The sequence below is a fragment of the Acinetobacter sp. RUH 2624 genome, from assembly GCF_000162375.2.
Classification (GTDB): domain Bacteria; phylum Pseudomonadota; class Gammaproteobacteria; order Pseudomonadales; family Moraxellaceae; genus Acinetobacter; species Acinetobacter nosocomialis.
In genome coordinates this window covers 742,279-758,249 of record NZ_KI391939.1, presented here as the reverse complement: position 1 = coordinate 758,249, position 15,971 = coordinate 742,279, and the positions used below count along the sequence as shown (strand labels likewise).

The 15,971-nt window shown below is 39.6% G+C and carries 15 protein-coding genes and 2 pseudogenes; 7 read left to right on the top strand and 10 right to left on the bottom strand.

Annotated features, from left to right (window positions below; genetic code table 11):
• Nucleotides 1–27 precede the first annotated feature (27 nt).
• From HMPREF0014_RS10265 to HMPREF0014_RS10255, 3 genes are read right to left on the bottom strand one after another with little or no spacing between them, the layout of a single operon-like run.
• Nucleotides 28–759 (bottom strand): amino acid ABC transporter ATP-binding protein, encoded by a 732-nt coding sequence (locus tag HMPREF0014_RS10265; protein ID WP_001130362.1) that lies wholly within the window; start codon nt 757–759, stop codon nt 28–30.
• A gap of 2 nt (nt 760–761) precedes the next feature.
• On the bottom strand, nt 762–1,427 hold the full coding sequence (locus HMPREF0014_RS10260; RefSeq protein ID WP_000418067.1) for an amino acid ABC transporter permease: 666 nt from the start codon (nt 1,425–1,427) through the stop codon (nt 762–764).
• Nucleotides 1,417–2,076 carry an amino acid ABC transporter permease gene (locus HMPREF0014_RS10255; protein WP_001104469.1) on the bottom strand — a complete coding sequence of 220 codons (660 nt, stop codon included), beginning with the start codon at nt 2,074–2,076 and terminating at the stop codon, nt 1,417–1,419. Before HMPREF0014_RS10255 ends, HMPREF0014_RS10260 begins: the two co-directional genes overlap by 11 nt.
• 63 nt (nt 2,077–2,139) lie before the next feature.
• On the opposite strand from HMPREF0014_RS10255, the gene HMPREF0014_RS25345 reads away from it, so the two are divergent.
• Nucleotides 2,140–2,253, top strand: coding sequence for a hypothetical protein (locus HMPREF0014_RS25345; protein WP_078225548.1), 114 nt, complete (start codon nt 2,140–2,142; stop codon nt 2,251–2,253).
• Nucleotides 2,254–2,359: 106 nt separating this feature from the next.
• Here the strand turns inward: HMPREF0014_RS25345 and HMPREF0014_RS10250 are convergent, their stop codons facing one another.
• Entirely contained in the window at nt 2,360–2,644 is a 285-nt protein-coding gene (locus HMPREF0014_RS10250; RefSeq protein WP_001025680.1) for a GNAT family N-acetyltransferase, read from the bottom strand.
• Between the two features lie 263 nt (nt 2,645–2,907).
• Between HMPREF0014_RS10250 and HMPREF0014_RS10245 the strand changes: the two are divergent.
• Nucleotides 2,908–4,113: pseudogene (locus tag HMPREF0014_RS10245) on the top strand (MFS transporter).
• On the opposite strand, the gene HMPREF0014_RS10240 reads toward HMPREF0014_RS10245, so the two are convergent.
• Nucleotides 4,091–4,981: a LysR family transcriptional regulator gene (locus HMPREF0014_RS10240; RefSeq protein WP_004887659.1), complete on the bottom strand. Its 891-nt coding sequence runs from the start codon at nt 4,979–4,981 to the stop codon at nt 4,091–4,093. The pseudogene HMPREF0014_RS10245 and the gene HMPREF0014_RS10240 overlap by 23 nt on opposite strands.
• A gap of 286 nt (nt 4,982–5,267) precedes the next feature.
• On the opposite strand from HMPREF0014_RS10240, the gene HMPREF0014_RS10235 reads away from it, so the two are divergent.
• Both HMPREF0014_RS10235 and HMPREF0014_RS10230 read left to right on the top strand, forming a co-directional pair.
• On the top strand, nt 5,268–5,744 hold the full coding sequence (locus tag HMPREF0014_RS10235; RefSeq protein ID WP_004887661.1) for a cyclophilin-like fold protein: 477 nt from the start codon (nt 5,268–5,270) through the stop codon (nt 5,742–5,744).
• Between the two features lie 45 nt (nt 5,745–5,789).
• The gene (locus HMPREF0014_RS10230) at nt 5,790–6,860 is read left to right on the top strand and encodes an alpha/beta hydrolase (RefSeq protein ID WP_006580976.1); all 1,071 of its coding nucleotides are present in this window, start codon (nt 5,790–5,792) and stop codon (nt 6,858–6,860) included.
• Between the two features lie 46 nt (nt 6,861–6,906).
• Here the strand turns inward: HMPREF0014_RS10230 and HMPREF0014_RS10225 are convergent, their stop codons facing one another.
• Both HMPREF0014_RS10225 and HMPREF0014_RS10220 read right to left on the bottom strand, forming a co-directional pair.
• Nucleotides 6,907–7,866 carry a response regulator transcription factor gene (locus HMPREF0014_RS10225; RefSeq protein WP_004887665.1) on the bottom strand — a complete coding sequence of 320 codons (960 nt, stop codon included), beginning with the start codon at nt 7,864–7,866 and terminating at the stop codon, nt 6,907–6,909.
• Nucleotides 7,863–11,327, bottom strand: a complete 3,465-nt coding sequence (locus HMPREF0014_RS10220) for an ATP-binding protein (RefSeq protein WP_006580975.1) — start codon at nt 11,325–11,327, stop codon at nt 7,863–7,865. Before HMPREF0014_RS10220 ends, HMPREF0014_RS10225 begins: the two co-directional genes overlap by 4 nt.
• A 195-nt stretch (nt 11,328–11,522) precedes the next feature.
• On the opposite strand from HMPREF0014_RS10220, the gene HMPREF0014_RS10215 reads away from it, so the two are divergent.
• Nucleotides 11,523–13,139 carry an allantoin permease gene (locus tag HMPREF0014_RS10215; RefSeq protein ID WP_004709366.1) on the top strand — a complete coding sequence of 539 codons (1,617 nt, stop codon included), beginning with the start codon at nt 11,523–11,525 and terminating at the stop codon, nt 13,137–13,139.
• A gap of 58 nt (nt 13,140–13,197) precedes the next feature.
• Here the strand turns inward: HMPREF0014_RS10215 and HMPREF0014_RS10210 are convergent, their stop codons facing one another.
• Nucleotides 13,198–13,653, bottom strand: coding sequence for an Lrp/AsnC family transcriptional regulator (locus tag HMPREF0014_RS10210; RefSeq protein ID WP_000376211.1), 456 nt, complete (start codon nt 13,651–13,653; stop codon nt 13,198–13,200).
• 156 nt (nt 13,654–13,809) lie between these two features.
• Between HMPREF0014_RS10210 and HMPREF0014_RS10205 the strand changes: the two genes are divergently transcribed.
• Nucleotides 13,810–14,421, top strand: coding sequence for a LysE family translocator (locus tag HMPREF0014_RS10205; protein ID WP_002048382.1), 612 nt, complete (start codon nt 13,810–13,812; stop codon nt 14,419–14,421).
• 72 nt (nt 14,422–14,493) lie between these two features.
• Here HMPREF0014_RS10205 and umuD read toward each other — a convergent pair whose 3' ends face one another.
• Nucleotides 14,494–15,105: a translesion error-prone DNA polymerase V autoproteolytic subunit gene (gene umuD / locus HMPREF0014_RS10200; protein ID WP_001124839.1), complete on the bottom strand. Its 612-nt coding sequence runs from the start codon at nt 15,103–15,105 to the stop codon at nt 14,494–14,496.
• Nucleotides 15,106–15,387: 282 nt separating this feature from the next.
• On the opposite strand from umuD, the gene HMPREF0014_RS10195 reads away from it, so the two are divergent.
• Nucleotides 15,388–15,624, top strand: a complete 237-nt coding sequence (locus HMPREF0014_RS10195) for a hypothetical protein (protein WP_004709372.1) — start codon at nt 15,388–15,390, stop codon at nt 15,622–15,624.
• A gap of 62 nt (nt 15,625–15,686) precedes the next feature.
• On the opposite strand, the pseudogene HMPREF0014_RS25170 reads toward HMPREF0014_RS10195, so the two are convergent.
• Nucleotides 15,687–15,971 (bottom strand): annotated as a pseudogene (locus tag HMPREF0014_RS25170) (stress-induced protein); the annotation flags it as partial.

Below are 15,971 nucleotides of genomic sequence, written 5' to 3'. Positions count from 1 at the left end.
CTTCCTCATGATTCAAATAATAAAAATTTAGTACGACAAAATATTTAGAAAGGCTTTCGCTCGTTCTGTTTTCGGCTGTTCAAAAAATTCTTCTGGTGAAGCCTGTTCAATAATCTTGCCCTTATCCATAAAAATAATGCGGTCGGCAACCTTACGGGCAAAGGACATCTCATGTGTCACAATCAACATGGTCATTCCTTCGTTCGCTAACTTAAGTACTACATCGAGCACTTCCCTAACCATTTCCGGATCAAGCGCAGCGGTAATTTCATCAAGTAAAATCACTTGAGGTTGCATGACCAGTGAACGAACAATGGCAATACGCTGTTTTTGTCCGCCAGAAAGTTGTCGTGGATAATCAAGTTTTCGCTCATATAGCCCGACTCGCTTTAGCAATTCATCTGCGACTTGTTCAGCTTCATCGCGGTGGCGTTTTTGTACTTTGAGTGGTCCAAGCAAAATATTGTCAATAACATTCATATGCCCAAATAGCTCATAGTTTTGAAAAACCATGCCAATTTTTTGACGAGCATTAGTCCAGTCCACATCTTTACCGAGCACGCCTGAACCAGTTAAACGAATCTCACCACCCTGAATCGGTTCTAAGCCATTAATACAGCGCAATAAAGTACTTTTACCGCAGCCCGATGGACCTAAAATAACAACCACCTCTCCTTGTTCTACATCCAGATCAATGCCCTGTAAAATATGACTTTGTGCAAATGATTTCTGTAATTGTTGTATCGATAACAAAGGCATAATTACTCCCAGACCTTTTCTAAATGTGCCGCCAAACGAGATAAGGGATAGCAAATTAGAAAATACAAAATAAAAATAAAGCCATAAATCCAAAGAGAAGCACTCGGCACGGTTAACAGCGAATTTTCAATAATTTGCTGGCCAACTTTAATGACCTCAACTACACCAATCAGGACTGCCAAGGAACTAGTTTTCACCATTCGGGTAAATAAATTAATCGCGCCAGGAGTTACTCGTTTTAAACTTTGCGGAAAAATGACATAGACCAAAGCTTGAACATGGGTAAGTCCGAGCGCATAGGCCGAATCACGTTGATGCTGATCAATCGAAGTAATGGCAGCACGAACCAAATCGCCCATTTCAGCCGTACCCCATAAAACAAACACAACAACGCAAACCCACATTGCAGAAAACTGCCAGTTAAACCATGTCGCAAAGCCGAAATAAAACACAAACAGCAAAACTAAAATTGGAATGATTCGAATCGCTTCTAAATACAGACGGCACAATGCTTTAACGACTATGTTTTTAGAAGTCATAATGACGCCGAAAACTGTGCCGAAAATTGCAGAGAAAAAGACCGAAATAAAAGCAATTTTTGCAGTTGCCCAAAGTCCCCACATTAAACGTTCGAGGTGACTCGCTTGAAATAGATAATCAAGTTCCATGGCTCACCTTCCGACTTCTGTGCTCCAGATAACTGGTTAAAATAGACACGGGCAATAAAATAATCAGATAAGCCATGATGAGTAAAAACAGAGCTTCCGTAGTTTTATAGTCCATGCCAATTAAGTCTTTGGTCACAAAAAGCAGTTCAACGACAGCAATGGCACTCACCACAGAACTTTCTTTAATTAGAAATAGGCAATTTGCCCCTATTGCCGGAATTGAAATAGCCAGTGCTTGAGGAAAAATGACATATCTAAAAATTTGAATCGGTTGCAGACCAATACTTTTTGCTGAGTCAATTTGCCCTTTTGCCACAGACTGCAAACCTGCTCGAAAAGCTTCAGCCATATAGCTTCCGCCTAAAAAGGTCAGTCCGATTACACCGCAAGTAAAACCATCGATTTTGATGCCCAGTTTTGGCAAACCGTAATACAAAAAGAACAGTTGAATTAATAAAGGGGTATTTCGAGATAACTCAATATAGAACTGGGCAATTCTATTTAGTACCCGCACGCGATATGTGATTAAAATGCTGCAAATCAGTCCTACAATAATCGCCAAAATAATGCTGATAATTGAAATTTTCAGCGTGGTCAAAGTTGCAGAGAAAAATTGCGGCAACACACTATGGATATACTGCCAGTTCAAGGAAAATTCCAAAAATAATATTAAAACGTTATAAATATTTAGCTTTCATCAGCCATTAAATATTTGTGCAACGAGTTTATTTTTTTCCCAATTGGTCTAAAACTATTTTTATTAGATAAGCTTTTCTATAAGTTTGATAAATTCGATCTGGCAATCGAAAATCTTCGAATCAGTTGAATACAATCGCTCAAAACATATTCACTAAAATAAAGATGAATAATAAAACCAATAAAAAATCGGACACCAAGGCCCGATTTCTATTAAATGATTTTTAATCTATTGCTTACTTTCTAAGTACATCGCCAATGCTTGGGTCTTTATCAAAAACCGATTTAGCATATGGGCAAAGCGGAATTACTTTTACGTCTTTTTCACGAACAAAAGCCACTAAAGCATCAAGTAATTGGCGACCTACGCCTTGTCCACGATAATTTTCATTCACATCTGTGGCATCAATAATTAGCATGCTTTCGCCTGCCCATGTATAAGTCATTTCGCCTGCAACGGTTTCACCATCAAGTAAGCTAAAGCTGCCGTGTTTTGTATCATCTTTTTGTTGAATATTCACAATGAATTCCTCGTATTACGACTCATATTTATTTAGAAATGACTTTGTATAATCTTTATCTATAAGAACAAATCTAAGTGTAAAAAAATAGCCTGTTTTTAGCAGCGAGTCTGTATGCTTTTTAAATACAATTCATGCATAAAATTCATAATTCTATTCGTAATTCAGCGTCTAATCCTCTCAAATCATTGTTGTTAAGCTCTGCGACCAGATTTTATTCATTTCATTTATGAAAATTCAATGGTTTTGAGATTGGAACTTTTATGCCTTCTTTTCATCAAATTGAGCAAAGCACATATGAACATTCAACACCTGCTTGGGGTGCCGTCTTTGTAATGTCGCTCTGCTGCGCAGTATTAATTGCATCTGAGTTCATGCCCGTAAGTTTACTTACCCCCATCTCTTTAGATTTAAATATGAGTGAAGGCCAAGTGGGTCAAGCAATCGCAATTTCTGGTATTTTTGCTGTGATGACCAGCTTATCGATTAGCCGTGTATTTAAGGCATGGGACCGACGACATATCATTTTATTACTCACCCTACTGATGATTTTCTCTGGCATAGTCATTACATTTGCCCATTCTGCGGCTTTGTTTATGTTGGGTCGTGCAATCTTAGGCGTAGTTATTGGTGGTTTTTGGGCCATGTCGACATCAATTGTTATGCGACTCGTTCCTCCGCTTTCAGTACCTAAAGCACTCGGTTTATTAAATGGTGGAAATGCGCTAGCCACCACAATTGCAGCACCATTAGGAAGTTTTTTGGGTTCAATTATTGGCTGGCGTGGTGCTTTTTTCTGTATTGTCCCCATCGCGATTGTTGCACTTATTTGGCAATTTAAAAGTATGCCCTCTCTTCCTGCAATATTGTCAGTTGAGAAATCTAAAAATCCATTTGGTTTACTAAAACGCCCAATTGTACTTTATGGGATGACCGGAATTTTATTACTCTTTATGGGCCAATTTGCGCTATTTACCTATTTACGCCCATTTCTAGAAAACGTTACTCATGTCGATGCGACAATGCTATCCATTTTATTATTAATATTGGGTTTAGCAGGTTTAGTGGGTACATTTATAATTAGTTTAATCCTCCACCAACATGTTTATCGTTATCTGATTCTTATTCCATTCATTATGGCAGTGATTGCTGGAGCTTTTGTGTTTGGTGGTGAACATTTATAGTTTGTTGCCATATTGATGGGGTTATGGGGCTTTATTGGAACGTCGGCACCTGTTGCATGGAACACGTGGCTTGCCCAAACACTACATCAAGATGCCGAAATTGGTGGTGGTTTGATGGTTGCGATTATTCAATTTGCAATTACTCTAGGCGCAACTATAGGCGGATTGTTATATGACTCACATGGCTATAGCGTCACGTTCTATATGAGCGCAACTATTTTGCTATTAGGCGCGCTGACTGCCTATATTACATGGCGGAATGCTACTCACGTAACACATCAATAACCAACCGTAATGCAGGTGAAAGTTGTCTGCGATGTGGATAGTACAAATGGTATCCAGGAAACTGGATACTGTACTCTTCCAAAACTTGAATCAGCTTCCCTTCTTTTAGATCTTCTCGAATCAAATCTTCTGGAATATAAGCCAGTCCAAATCCAGCTCTAACCGCCTCGACGATATCGTAGCTTTCATTAAATATCCATTGCCCCTGAATTTTGATTTTTGTCTCTTGACCATCTTTCACAAATTCCCACGCATACACACTGCCTTGGGTCGTTAGACGAAATCCAATACATTGATGACTCACTAAATCTTTAGGTGTTTGTGGAATTCCATATTTTTCAAAATATGCTGGTGTTGCTATTACCGCCATTTTGACATCTGGACTAATACGTACCGCAATCATGCCATCAGCTACGCGGCTTCCGAAACGAACGCCTGCATCAAAGCGCTCTGCCACAATATCGACCATCCCACTATTGGCAGTTAGTTCAACTTGCACATCTGGGTAATCACCCGCAATCTTTTTAAGTTTTGGAATCAGCACTTCCCGTATCGCATGGCTACTAGCATTAATCCGAACCGTACCAGCGGGTTGGTCTCGAAATGAAGTCAAAAGTGATAATTCATTATCGATTTGGTCAAAACTAGCACTAATCGTTTGTTTCAACCTTTCGCCTGCTGCTGTAGGTGAAACACTACGTGTAGTTCTGGTCAGGAGTAACATTCCCAAACGTTCTTCTAAACCCCGAATGGTATGGCTTAGCGCAGATTGTGAAATTCCCATTTTCCCTGCGGCTTTAGTAAAACTACCCTCTCTTGCCACCATTAAAAAAGCATAAAGATCATTATAGTTTTCTTTATTTATCATCTGCTTTTATCTCTGTTCAAGGTTCAATATCATTATAGAGTATAAAACTATTCATGAATATTACTCATAAGTCCATGTTTGTTTTTTAGACTAATTATTAAAAAGAAGATTCGTTAAAATCCATATCAAGCAGTAAACATGAAGATTTAAATAAACTGAGGCGATTATTATGAGGCATTTTATTATTGTAAAAAATTAATGAATTCCACTCATATCTTTACGTTAAAGAATAAATAGCTTCATTGTATTTATATGCTTTTTTCTTAAAGAAGTGAGGTGATTTGATATGGCTAATCATAGGTTTTTTAAAGGCTTAGTCAGCCTATGTGCTTTGTTCTCAGTTACTTTCGCTTCTTATGCAATAAAGCCTCAAGATAAAAATCAACAAAGGGTATCGATGATGAAAATCCGTATTGATATTGATGGAACACAGCAACCGCTATTTGCCACATTAGCCATGTCACCTACTGTTGAAGATTTTGCCAAGCAGCTTCCACTGACATTAACACTTAAAGATTATGACTCCACTGAAAAAATAGCTGATCTACCCACCAAGCTAACTACACAAAACGCGCCTCATGGATATGCCGGAAAAGCGGGTGATCTTACCTATTATGCTCCTTGGGGTAATCTGGCTTTTTTCTATAAAGATTCTCATGTTGGTTATGCCAATGGCCTTATTTTTCTTGGAAAACTAGATGCTATTCCCCAAGCATTCAAGCAAAACCAACCGATCAAAATTTCAATTTCACAAATCAAATAAGCATGCACCTACTCACCCATTCACATTGTTTAAATTGAGGTATTTATGACTACATCTCCCTTTTTTAAAAAGCTTAAAACACATACAGCGGCGGCAGTTTGTGCAGCAACAATTGGATTATTTTCTTCAACTTCAGCTATGGCAGCAGACATGAGTAACGGCGCGAATAATTTTTATCAAAGTCAGCAAGTGACTATTCAAAAAGTGACTTTTAAAAATCAATACAATATGGATATTGTCGGCAATATGATTATTCCCAAAAATTTGAATAAAAAGACTAAAGCCTCTGCAATTGTAATCGGTCACCCGATGGGGGCTGTAAAAGAGCAAAGCTCTATGCTTTATGCACAAAAACTGGCTGAACAAGGTTTTGTGACGTTAGCAATTGATCAATCATTTTGGGGCGAAAGCGCGGGCCAACCAAGAAATGTGGTTGCACCAGACATTTATGCAGAAGCGTTTAGTGCCGCTGTAGATTATTTGGGAACACAATCTTTCATTGACCCTAATAATATTGGTGTACTGGGTATTTGTGGAAGCGGGAGCTTTGTCATTAGTGCAGCAAAAATTGATCCGCGTATGAAAGCGATAGCAACTGTCAGCATGTATGATATGGGTGCAGCAAACCGCAATGGTTTACGTCACTCACAAACCTTAGAGCAAAGAAAGCAAATTATTGCAGAAGCCGCTGCACAGCGTTATGTTGAATTTAAAGGTGGTGAAACCAAATATACCAGCGGAACCACGCATGAGCTAACAGTAGATACACACCCTATTCAACGTGAATTTTACGACTTTTATCGTACTCCACGCGGAGAATATACGCCTAAAGGCTCATCGAGAGAGCTTACGACTCACCCAACGCTCACAAGTAATGTCAAATTTTTAAACTTCTATCCTTTTAATGACATTGAAACGATTTCACCACGTCCAATGCTATTTATTACTGGTGATCAGGCCCACTCAAAAGAGTTTAGTGAAGAGGCTTACAAACGCGCAGGCCAACCAAAAGAACTTTACTACGTTAAAGGCGCTGGACATGTTGATTTATATGATCGAGTCGATCTCATTCCATTTAATAAATTAACCAGTTTCTTTAAACAGAGCTTGAAGTAAGAAAAATGATAGAGGCTCTCTAAGGGCCTCTAGCTTTTTAATTAAGTTAATGAAACTCTTGTACCAAGCTATTAATATGCGCCACCGCAGCAGTTCGGTTTTCAACACAAAGTTTTTCAAAAACATGCTCTAAATGTTTGTTCACCGTCCGTGGACTAAGCTCTAAAATTTCTGCAATATCTTTATTGGTTTTCCCTAACAACAACCAGTGCATGACTTCTGCCTCACGTTGAGTCAACTGTGGGCAATATTTCAAAATATCAGCCATTTCCAAAGCTGGTGTAGAAGTTTTTATCTGGATAAGATAATTTTTAGCCACACTTGGCTCACTCTCCCACGGCGTGAGCAATAAAAGCTGTAATTGCTGAGATGGTGTTGAATAAGAACAGCTGGTTAATTTTTTGGGGTCTTTTTCTTGCTCTAAATCTGAAAACCAAGCTTTTAAACCTGCTTCAAAACCCTCTAATTCAGGTAAATATTGATTCAGTAAATCGCTGGCTTTTTGAGTTTTCCACACAATTTTACCGTGAACATCTAGCGCGAGAATGGCTGTTTCCGTTGCATCAATCACCTGTTTTTGCTGTTGCAATAGTTTGGCATGTGCCAAATGTGTTTTTACCCTTGCTAATACTTCTTCAATATTTAGAGGCTTGGTTACATAGTCCACTCCACCGACCTGAAAACCACGCACGATATGTTCTGTCTCAGACAAACCTGTCATAAAAATGACGGGAATAAACTGCGTAATTGGGCTCGCTTTAAGCTGTATACAACTTTCAAAACCATCCATATGTGGCATATTGCCATCAAGTAAAATCATATCCGGTAAGCATCGGTGTGCAATTTCAATAGCACTTAATCCATCCGTTGTAACAAGCACGCGATAGCCTGCATGATCCAGACTTTCATGTAACAAGCCCAGATTTTCCGGCACATCATCCACAATCAGAATAACAGCCTGCTCGTTTGGCGAAGCTTGCTGAAAAGAAACATGTTGCGTACTCATTGCTTATCCTGAATCAATCGTTGCGCGTGTTTTAAATCAAACTTTCGAATAGCCTGTTCAAGCTGTTCCCATAATTCGTTATGCTCCGGAAAATTTTGCCGGCATTGCATTAAAGTCTGTTGAATTCCTCGAATATAGCCCTGCCCAATTAAATCATTTAATTGTTGCAAGCTTTGCGGTAAATCAAGCAGGTCTTTATTTTCAGGTTGTGTAATTGATGTATGAACAGCAGCTTGCTCCTGCTTAAACACCTTTACATCAAGTGCTTGAACTTCATCATTTTCAAGGAATGTCTCTGATTTGGAATCAATCCAAACTAAGCCTAACTTGTCTCCAATTTTACTCAACAACAAATTCAGGTCGATTGGTTTTAGCATAAAGTCTTCACTTAAGACTGCATCTTGTGGATTGACTTCGCGCTCGCCTGCATTGGCGGAAATAATTAAGATCGGCACATTGGTAATATTATTCTGACGTAATAATCGTGCTGTTTCCCACCCGCCCATCAAAGGCATATTTAAATCCATCAAAATCAGATTAGGTTGGAAAATAGGTACTCGTCTTAAACAGTCAATGCCTGACTCGGCTTCTTCAATTATAAACCCTAATGGTTTTAGAAAATTAGCAACCAAACCTCGGTCCACCGCTTCATTATCGACAACTAAAATTCGTTTTCGCTCGCCTTGATAGCCTGTAATCTGGTTGGAGTAAACATTAGAAATTGGATGAACCACTTCTTTTGAAGGTAAATAAAACTTAATCTTAAACTGAGAACCCTGATTGAGCTGACTAGCCACCGATAACTGCCCGCCGAGTAAATCGACTAATAATTTTACAATTGGTAGTCCGAGTCCTGTTCCGGTAAATCCGCCTTGTACTACATTACTGCCCCGTTCAAACGGGTTAAAGATTCGCTCTAAATCTGCTTCTGCAATACCACAGCCCGTATCTCTAATTTCAAAATACGCCGTTTGAAAACGGTACTCGACTTTCAAAGTAATTGTACCGCTCGTTGTAAACTTTAAAGCATTGCCCAGCAAATTGATGAGCACTTGCTCTAAGCGTTTTTTGTCGGTACGGACGTAATGCGGTAGGTTATCTCCAATTTCATAAACAAACTGTAAATTCTTCTGTTCAAACTGCGGCTGAAACATTTGAATAATCTGTCCAATAAAATTGGGGAAATGGACATCCACTACATTTAAAGAAATTTTACCTGTTTCGATTCGTGCTAAATCTAGTAAACCGTCAATCAGTGAAGTCAGATGTTGACCACTGCGGCTAATCACACCGAGCGCCATTTTTCCTTGTTCAGAGAGTTGCTCTTGTTTTTGAAGTAATTGGCTATAACCCAAAATACTATTTAGAGGTGTCCGTAGTTCGTGGCTAATGCCAATGACATAACGGCTTTTTGCATCATTGGCCCGTTCTGCTGCTATTCTGGCATCTTGTAAGTCTTTTGAAGTGACTTCATGGGCAGCAATTTCATCAATCAATAATGCTGTTTGTTGATGTGTCTCAATTTCAGCATTACGACGACTTTCATCGTTTAACACTAACCACCATGCAGCAACGCTCATCAATAAAAATAAAATCGTGTAAATTTTGACAAACAGCGTAAATAACTGCGGAACGGCTGCGGCATTAATGGCTTCTAAGTAGGTTTTTTCTTGGATATAAACCAGACTTAAACTCACTGCCAGAACAATAGACAACCCCAGAGTCAGTAATAAATACAAACTGACCCTGCTATTTAAACGGCTGGCCCAACGTTCTGGTAAACAGTGCCAAATGGCTTTTTTGAGTTGTACTGACCAACGTGCATCGGGTTTACATAAATCGTGACAGCGTGCTTCAAGTGAACAGCATAGAGAGCAAATCGTACCGTTATAGGCTGGGCAACCCGCCATATCGGCAAGTTCATAGTCCCGTTCACACACAACACAATTTGCAACCGAAGTCGCTTGAATTTTTTCAGGCTGGCGTGCAATGTAATATTTACCTTTGGTTAAGTAAGCAATAACAGGCACGCATAACACCGCACTCCCCAAAGCAATAAAACTCGCCAAGCCTTTCGCCATCAATCCGAAAAAGCCCAAGTAACTCAGCATCGATAACACTGAAGCAATCAGTAAGGCGCCCACGCCTACGGGATTAATGTCATATAAGTAAGCACGGCGAAATTCAATTCCTTTCGGGCTTAGACCTAAAGGCTTACAGATAATTAAATCGGCAACAACGGCGCCAATCCATGCCAAAGCAATATTGCTATATAGTCCCAAAATACGTTCAACCGCATGGCTAATCCCCATTTCCATCAAAACAATGGCAATAAACACATTAAAAAGAAGCCAAACAATTCGCCCTGGATGGCTATGAGTCAAGCGGGCAAAAAAATTGGACCATGCTAATGAACCAGCGTAGGCGTTGGTCATATTAATTTTAATTTGCGCCAAGCAAACCAGTGCTAAAGTTAATATTAAAGCTAGCTGAGGATTTGGAATAAACTGTTGATAAGCAACCCAATATAAATAAGTCGGATTGTCTAGTTCAGAGACAGGAATAAACAGCTGAAAAGCCAACACCATCAGCAGCATGCCCATTAGAACTTTTAGAAAACCAAAAATAATCCAGGATGGGCCACCTAAAAAAACGGCAAAACGCCATGCGGTTCTGTTTTTTTCTTGTTGGGGTAAAAAGCGTAAATAGTCGGCTTGCTCACCAATTTGGATCACAAATGAAAAAATAAGAGTGCACGCCGCACCAAAGTAATACAGATTAAAATCAGTCGAGTTTGAAACCGCACCAACAAAATGTAGGCTACTACTTAAAATTTGTGGCTGTTTCCAAAGTACAAAAAACCACGGTAATAACAGCAATAAGAGCCAGATTGGCTGAGTGACTGCCTGAACTTTATTAATAAAACCAATGCCTTTAACCACTAAAGGCAAAATCACTAAGGCAGAAATTAAGTAACCAATAACTTGTGGGATACCTAAAGCAAGCTCAAGTGCCATCGCCATAATGGCGGCTTCAAACGCAAGTAAAATAAAGGTAAAGCTGGCATAAATGAGAGATGTAATGGTCGAGCCAATGTAGCCAAAACCTGCACCACGAGTAAGCAAATCGACGTCTACATTATATTTTGCAGCGTAGTAACTAATCGGCCAACTGGTTAAGAATATGATGGTACATACGACAATTGCTGCCCAGACTGCATTGCTAAAGCCATACTGCCAAAGCATGGTTGCCCCAATGGCTTCCATAGCCAAAAAGCTAACGGTCGAAATTGCGGTATTGGTAACAGTCCAAGGTGACCATTTTCGTACTGAGGTGGGTGCGTAGCGGAGCGCATAATCTTCGATACTTTCATCTGCCACCCAAATATTATATTCACGGCGTGTTTTGATCACACGTTGTGGCGCTTGTTGGGGGTGTGAAGTATCTGGCATAACACTCATGTTTGGCATGTGGCTGCATTAAACCCAGCAATCCTTATGCCAAAAGTCATTTATCATGGCGATTTTTTCTAATACGCACATATACGCAAAATAACGTATTTTCAATTTTTCCCAAAAATCACACACTCAAATCCATCAAAAAACAATGATCAATATTTGTGTTGATTGACCGAAAATGATTGGGAGATTGATGTTATGAGTGTATCTGAACATCCAAATCTGGACACTGTGCAAGGTACAGATTCACAAAAAGCAGTGAATGAAACCTTAGAAGATTATACTTTACGTTATGCTCCACACAGCTTTCGGCGCTGGAGTCCCAAAGTTGTCGCTATTACTGCACTTGGTGGTATTGCCTATCTTGCTGACTTTTCTATTGGTGCCAGTATTGGTATGTCTTACGGAACAACCAATGCTGTTTTCTCCATTTTATTTGCAGCGATTATTATCTTCTTAACCGGCATTCCTTTAGCCTATTACGCAGCGCGCTATAACATCGACCTTGACTTGATTACCCGCGGCGCAGGTTTCGGTTACATCGGTTCGGTTCTTACCAGTATCATTTTCGCCAGTTTCACATTTATTTTCTTTGCCCTTGAAGGTTCAATCATGGCGCAAGGGTTATTGCTCGGTTTAGGTATTCCGCTTTGGGCAGGTTATCTCATCTCAACCATTATGGTCATTCCACTCGTCATTTACGGCATGAAAGCTTTAAGTAAATTACAAGTCTGGACTACCCCACTTTGGCTCGTTCTAATGATTGGTCCTGTAGCCTATCTGATTTACCAAGAACCTACCTTAGTTAGCCAGTTTGCAACGTTTACAGGTCATGAAGGTTTTGCACCTGTAGATATGGCAGCGATTATGCTCGGTGCGGGTATATGCTTATCTTTAATCATGCAAATTGGTGAACAAATTGACTACCTACGCTTCATGCCTGCAAAAACAAAAGAAAATAGCAAAGCATGGTGGGCAGCAGTTATTTCAGCAGGTCCGGGTTGGGTGATTTTAGGGGCAATCAAACAAATTATTGGAGCATTTTTAGGATTCTATTTACTTACTAAAATACCGGGCGTAAACAGCACTGAACCTGTTCAACAGTTTAATGCAGCGTTTCATGACATGCTTCCGGGTTGGGCTGCTTTAACACTCGCGGTTATTTTAGTGGTTATTTCTCAAATTAAAATTAATGTGACCAATGCTTACTCTGGTTCCCTTGCATGGACAAGTGCCTACACTCGTATTAGCAAACATTATCCGGGGCGTATTGTCTTTGTGATCGTAAACTTGGCAATTGCGCTTGCTTTGATGGAAGGCAACATGTTTGCGGTATTGGGTAAAATCTTAGGATTCTATTCAAACTTTGCGATTGCTTGGGTGGTGGTGGTTGCAACAGATATTTCGATCAACAAATATGTTTTAAAACTTTCACCAAAAGAACCGGAATACCGCCGTGACATGCTCTACAACGTAAACCCTGTTGGTATGGTTGCGTTCCTTGTATCAGCAGGCTTATCAATTGCAGCATTCTTCGGCTTACTGGGTAGTTTCCTAGCGCCTTACTCTCCAATTATTGCGCTTGTACTTGCCTTTGTATTAACACCAATCATGGGCCTACTAACCAAAGGAAAATACTACATCAAGTCACACGATGATGGCGTTAAAGAACCACGTTACGATGCTGAAGGTACACCAGTAGCAACTGTTTATCACTGCCGCGTATGTGAGCAAGGCTATGAGCGTCCAGATATTATGTTCTCTCACAAACATAACGGTACAATTTGTTCTTTGTGTAAAACACTCGATGCTTAACTCCCTTACCAATTAAAAAAAGAAGCTTTAAAGCTTCTTTTTTTATATCTGATGATTCTTAGCCAATCGGAAATAAACGTTCAGGCACTACATCTTTCATCACAATGGTTGAGATGAGCCTTTGCACACTTGGAATAGCAGATAATTTTTCATCGTACAAACGCTGAAAAGCCGGCAAATCTTTAGCGACCACATGTAGCAAATAATCTGGTTCACCAAATAAGCGTTGGGCCTGAATAATTTGCGGGATATCAATTACGGCATTTTCAAACTTCTCTACTGCCTGTTTATCACCTTCTTTAAGCGTAATAAAAACAATCGCTGAAAACTCAAAACCGACTAAGTTTGGGTCGAGTTCTGCCCGATAGCCTTTGATAGCTCCCGACTCTTCTAAAGCCTTCACTCGTCTGTGACAAGGTGAAATGCTCAAACCAACTTTTTCTGCCAATTCAGTGATAGATAATCGGCCATTTAATTGCAATTCAGCAAGAATCTTTTTATCTGTGCGATCCATTTAGAAAAATTTACCCCAAATGTATGTGATATGAGCAAACATTTAAAAGCACATTCTAAATACATGAGCATATTATTTTCAACAAGCTCGAATAAATAGGGATTTTTTCTAAACCACGGGCGAAACCTTTGGAAAATAGTTTGCCGAGATAAGTATATGGCTTTTAATATTTTTATTGCATTTTGGAGTGTCTCTATTCTTTTTATTATTACACCAGGGGCAGACTGGGCCTATGCCATTTCGGCAGGTATTAAGGGTAAAGTCGTCGTACCCGCTGTTGCAGGTATGCTATTTGGGCACTTTATTACGATTTTATTGGTAGCGGCTGGTGTTGGTCTGCTTGTAGCAAATAACCCAACTGCTTTGATGATTCTTACTGTGGCGGGTTCTGCTTATTTGTTATGGATGGGAATAAACTTATTACTTACCCCTCCTACTCCAAATCAGTCTGGTTCTGAAAAGGCTCAGTCATGGTTGAGCTGGGCAACTAAAGGTGTTTATGTGAGTGGCTTAAACCCGAAAGTTTTTTTACTCTTTTTAGCCTTGCTTCCTCAATTCATTGACACCACTGCTTCATGGTCAGTGACAACTCAAATTCTTGCCTTTGGTGTTGTCCACATGATTAGCTGCGCCATTATTTACTTAATGGTGGGTTATGGTTCAGAGGCCATTTTGAAAACCAGACCGCAGGCAGCACAGTTAGTCGGCCGTTTTTCAGGTGGTTTGATGGTCGTTATCGCTACATGTTTATTGATTGGGCAAATTTAAAAAGATATTCAGCAAAAAGTTACTGGCCTCCATTTCAGGTCAGTAACATGAATAATAAAATATAAGAAAAATTTATCTCATACGTTTGAGGTTATACGTCACAACGCCCCAAATCACCAGTTCTTGCCCCTCTTCAATATAAATATTTTGATAATCAGGATTTTCTGCTTTTAGCCACACTTTAGGAGGTTGAAATTGGGTATCAATCATTAAGCGCTTAACAGTGAAATCATTGTCGATAAGTGCAATCACAATATCGCCCGATTTAGCAGGAATACTACGGTCCACAATAAGCGGATCATCAATATCAATTCCGGCATCTAACATGGACAACGAATTGGCTTTGACAATAAAGGTGGCATTTTCATTTCTAATTAAGTACTCATTTAAGTCGAGTGCTTGTTCAATATCATCTTGTGCTGGCGATGGAAAACCCGCAGCCACGCGTTCTGTCGCCAAAGGGATATGGTAAATTTTATCGTTGTTCGGATGCACCTGCTGTATTTTTAGTTTTGAGGTGAAATCTGTCTGGTTATCGGTTTTGACATTATTCAGTAACCAATTTTTGATAAAGTTGACTTGAGACTCAGGAACACGAATCACTTTGGTGGGTTCATTGAACTGTGCTTTACGGCCGGCGTTTTCCCGTGCACCGCCATGCTCGAATTCTTTCTTCTTTGGCATATCGCCTCCATTTCACCGTTCAAATCCTACACAAACAATGTAACTTGAAAAAGTTACATTTTCAAGTTGACGAAATATTTTTTTTGCATAACAATAAATTTCATGATCAGATTTTAATCCATTTTGCTTTTAACAGGGATGTTAAAACAAAAATGGTAATTTGAAGAGAATCAAAACCTATTGTGAAATAGTCCTTATTACTGACTGTTTTGATTTTTATCAATGAAATTCTGAACACTTAAATATGAGTTAGATTCAGTTTTTGGTATGGAGACATGCGAAATGAAAAATCAACGTGATGCAGTTTTAGGTTATGCGAATGAACAACATGCCTACTATATCCGTCTTATTGAAAATGATGCGGTATTAGGCGAAAGCTATGGAATTTTCTGTGAAAATCCGGAAAGTGAAGCAGCCGAAAGTATTATGACGACATTATTTTTAAAGAAATCTTTTTGGATAAACGGCTCAGAATTTACAGATATTGTAAAAGGCCTACACCCTCTTACTCATTCATAAGTTTAAAAATAATAAAAAATAAAGGAGGCATAATGCCTCCTTTATTCTCAAAAACTGGTTGCTTAAGACGTAAAGCGTCCATAAGCATCGCGTTTTTGATTACGAGAGTTTTGTCCACGGCCATCTGAACGACCACGTCGATCATCATCGTCATCGTCATCGTCATCATAACGGCTACGGCCACGACCTCGGCTACTTGAACGACCACGATCATCGTCGTCATCGTCGTCATCACGGCTGCGACCACGGCCTCGGCCACTTGAACGGCCACGATCATCATCTTCGTCGTCGTCATAACGGCTGCGACCACGACCTCGGCCACTTGAACGACCGCGATCATCATCTTC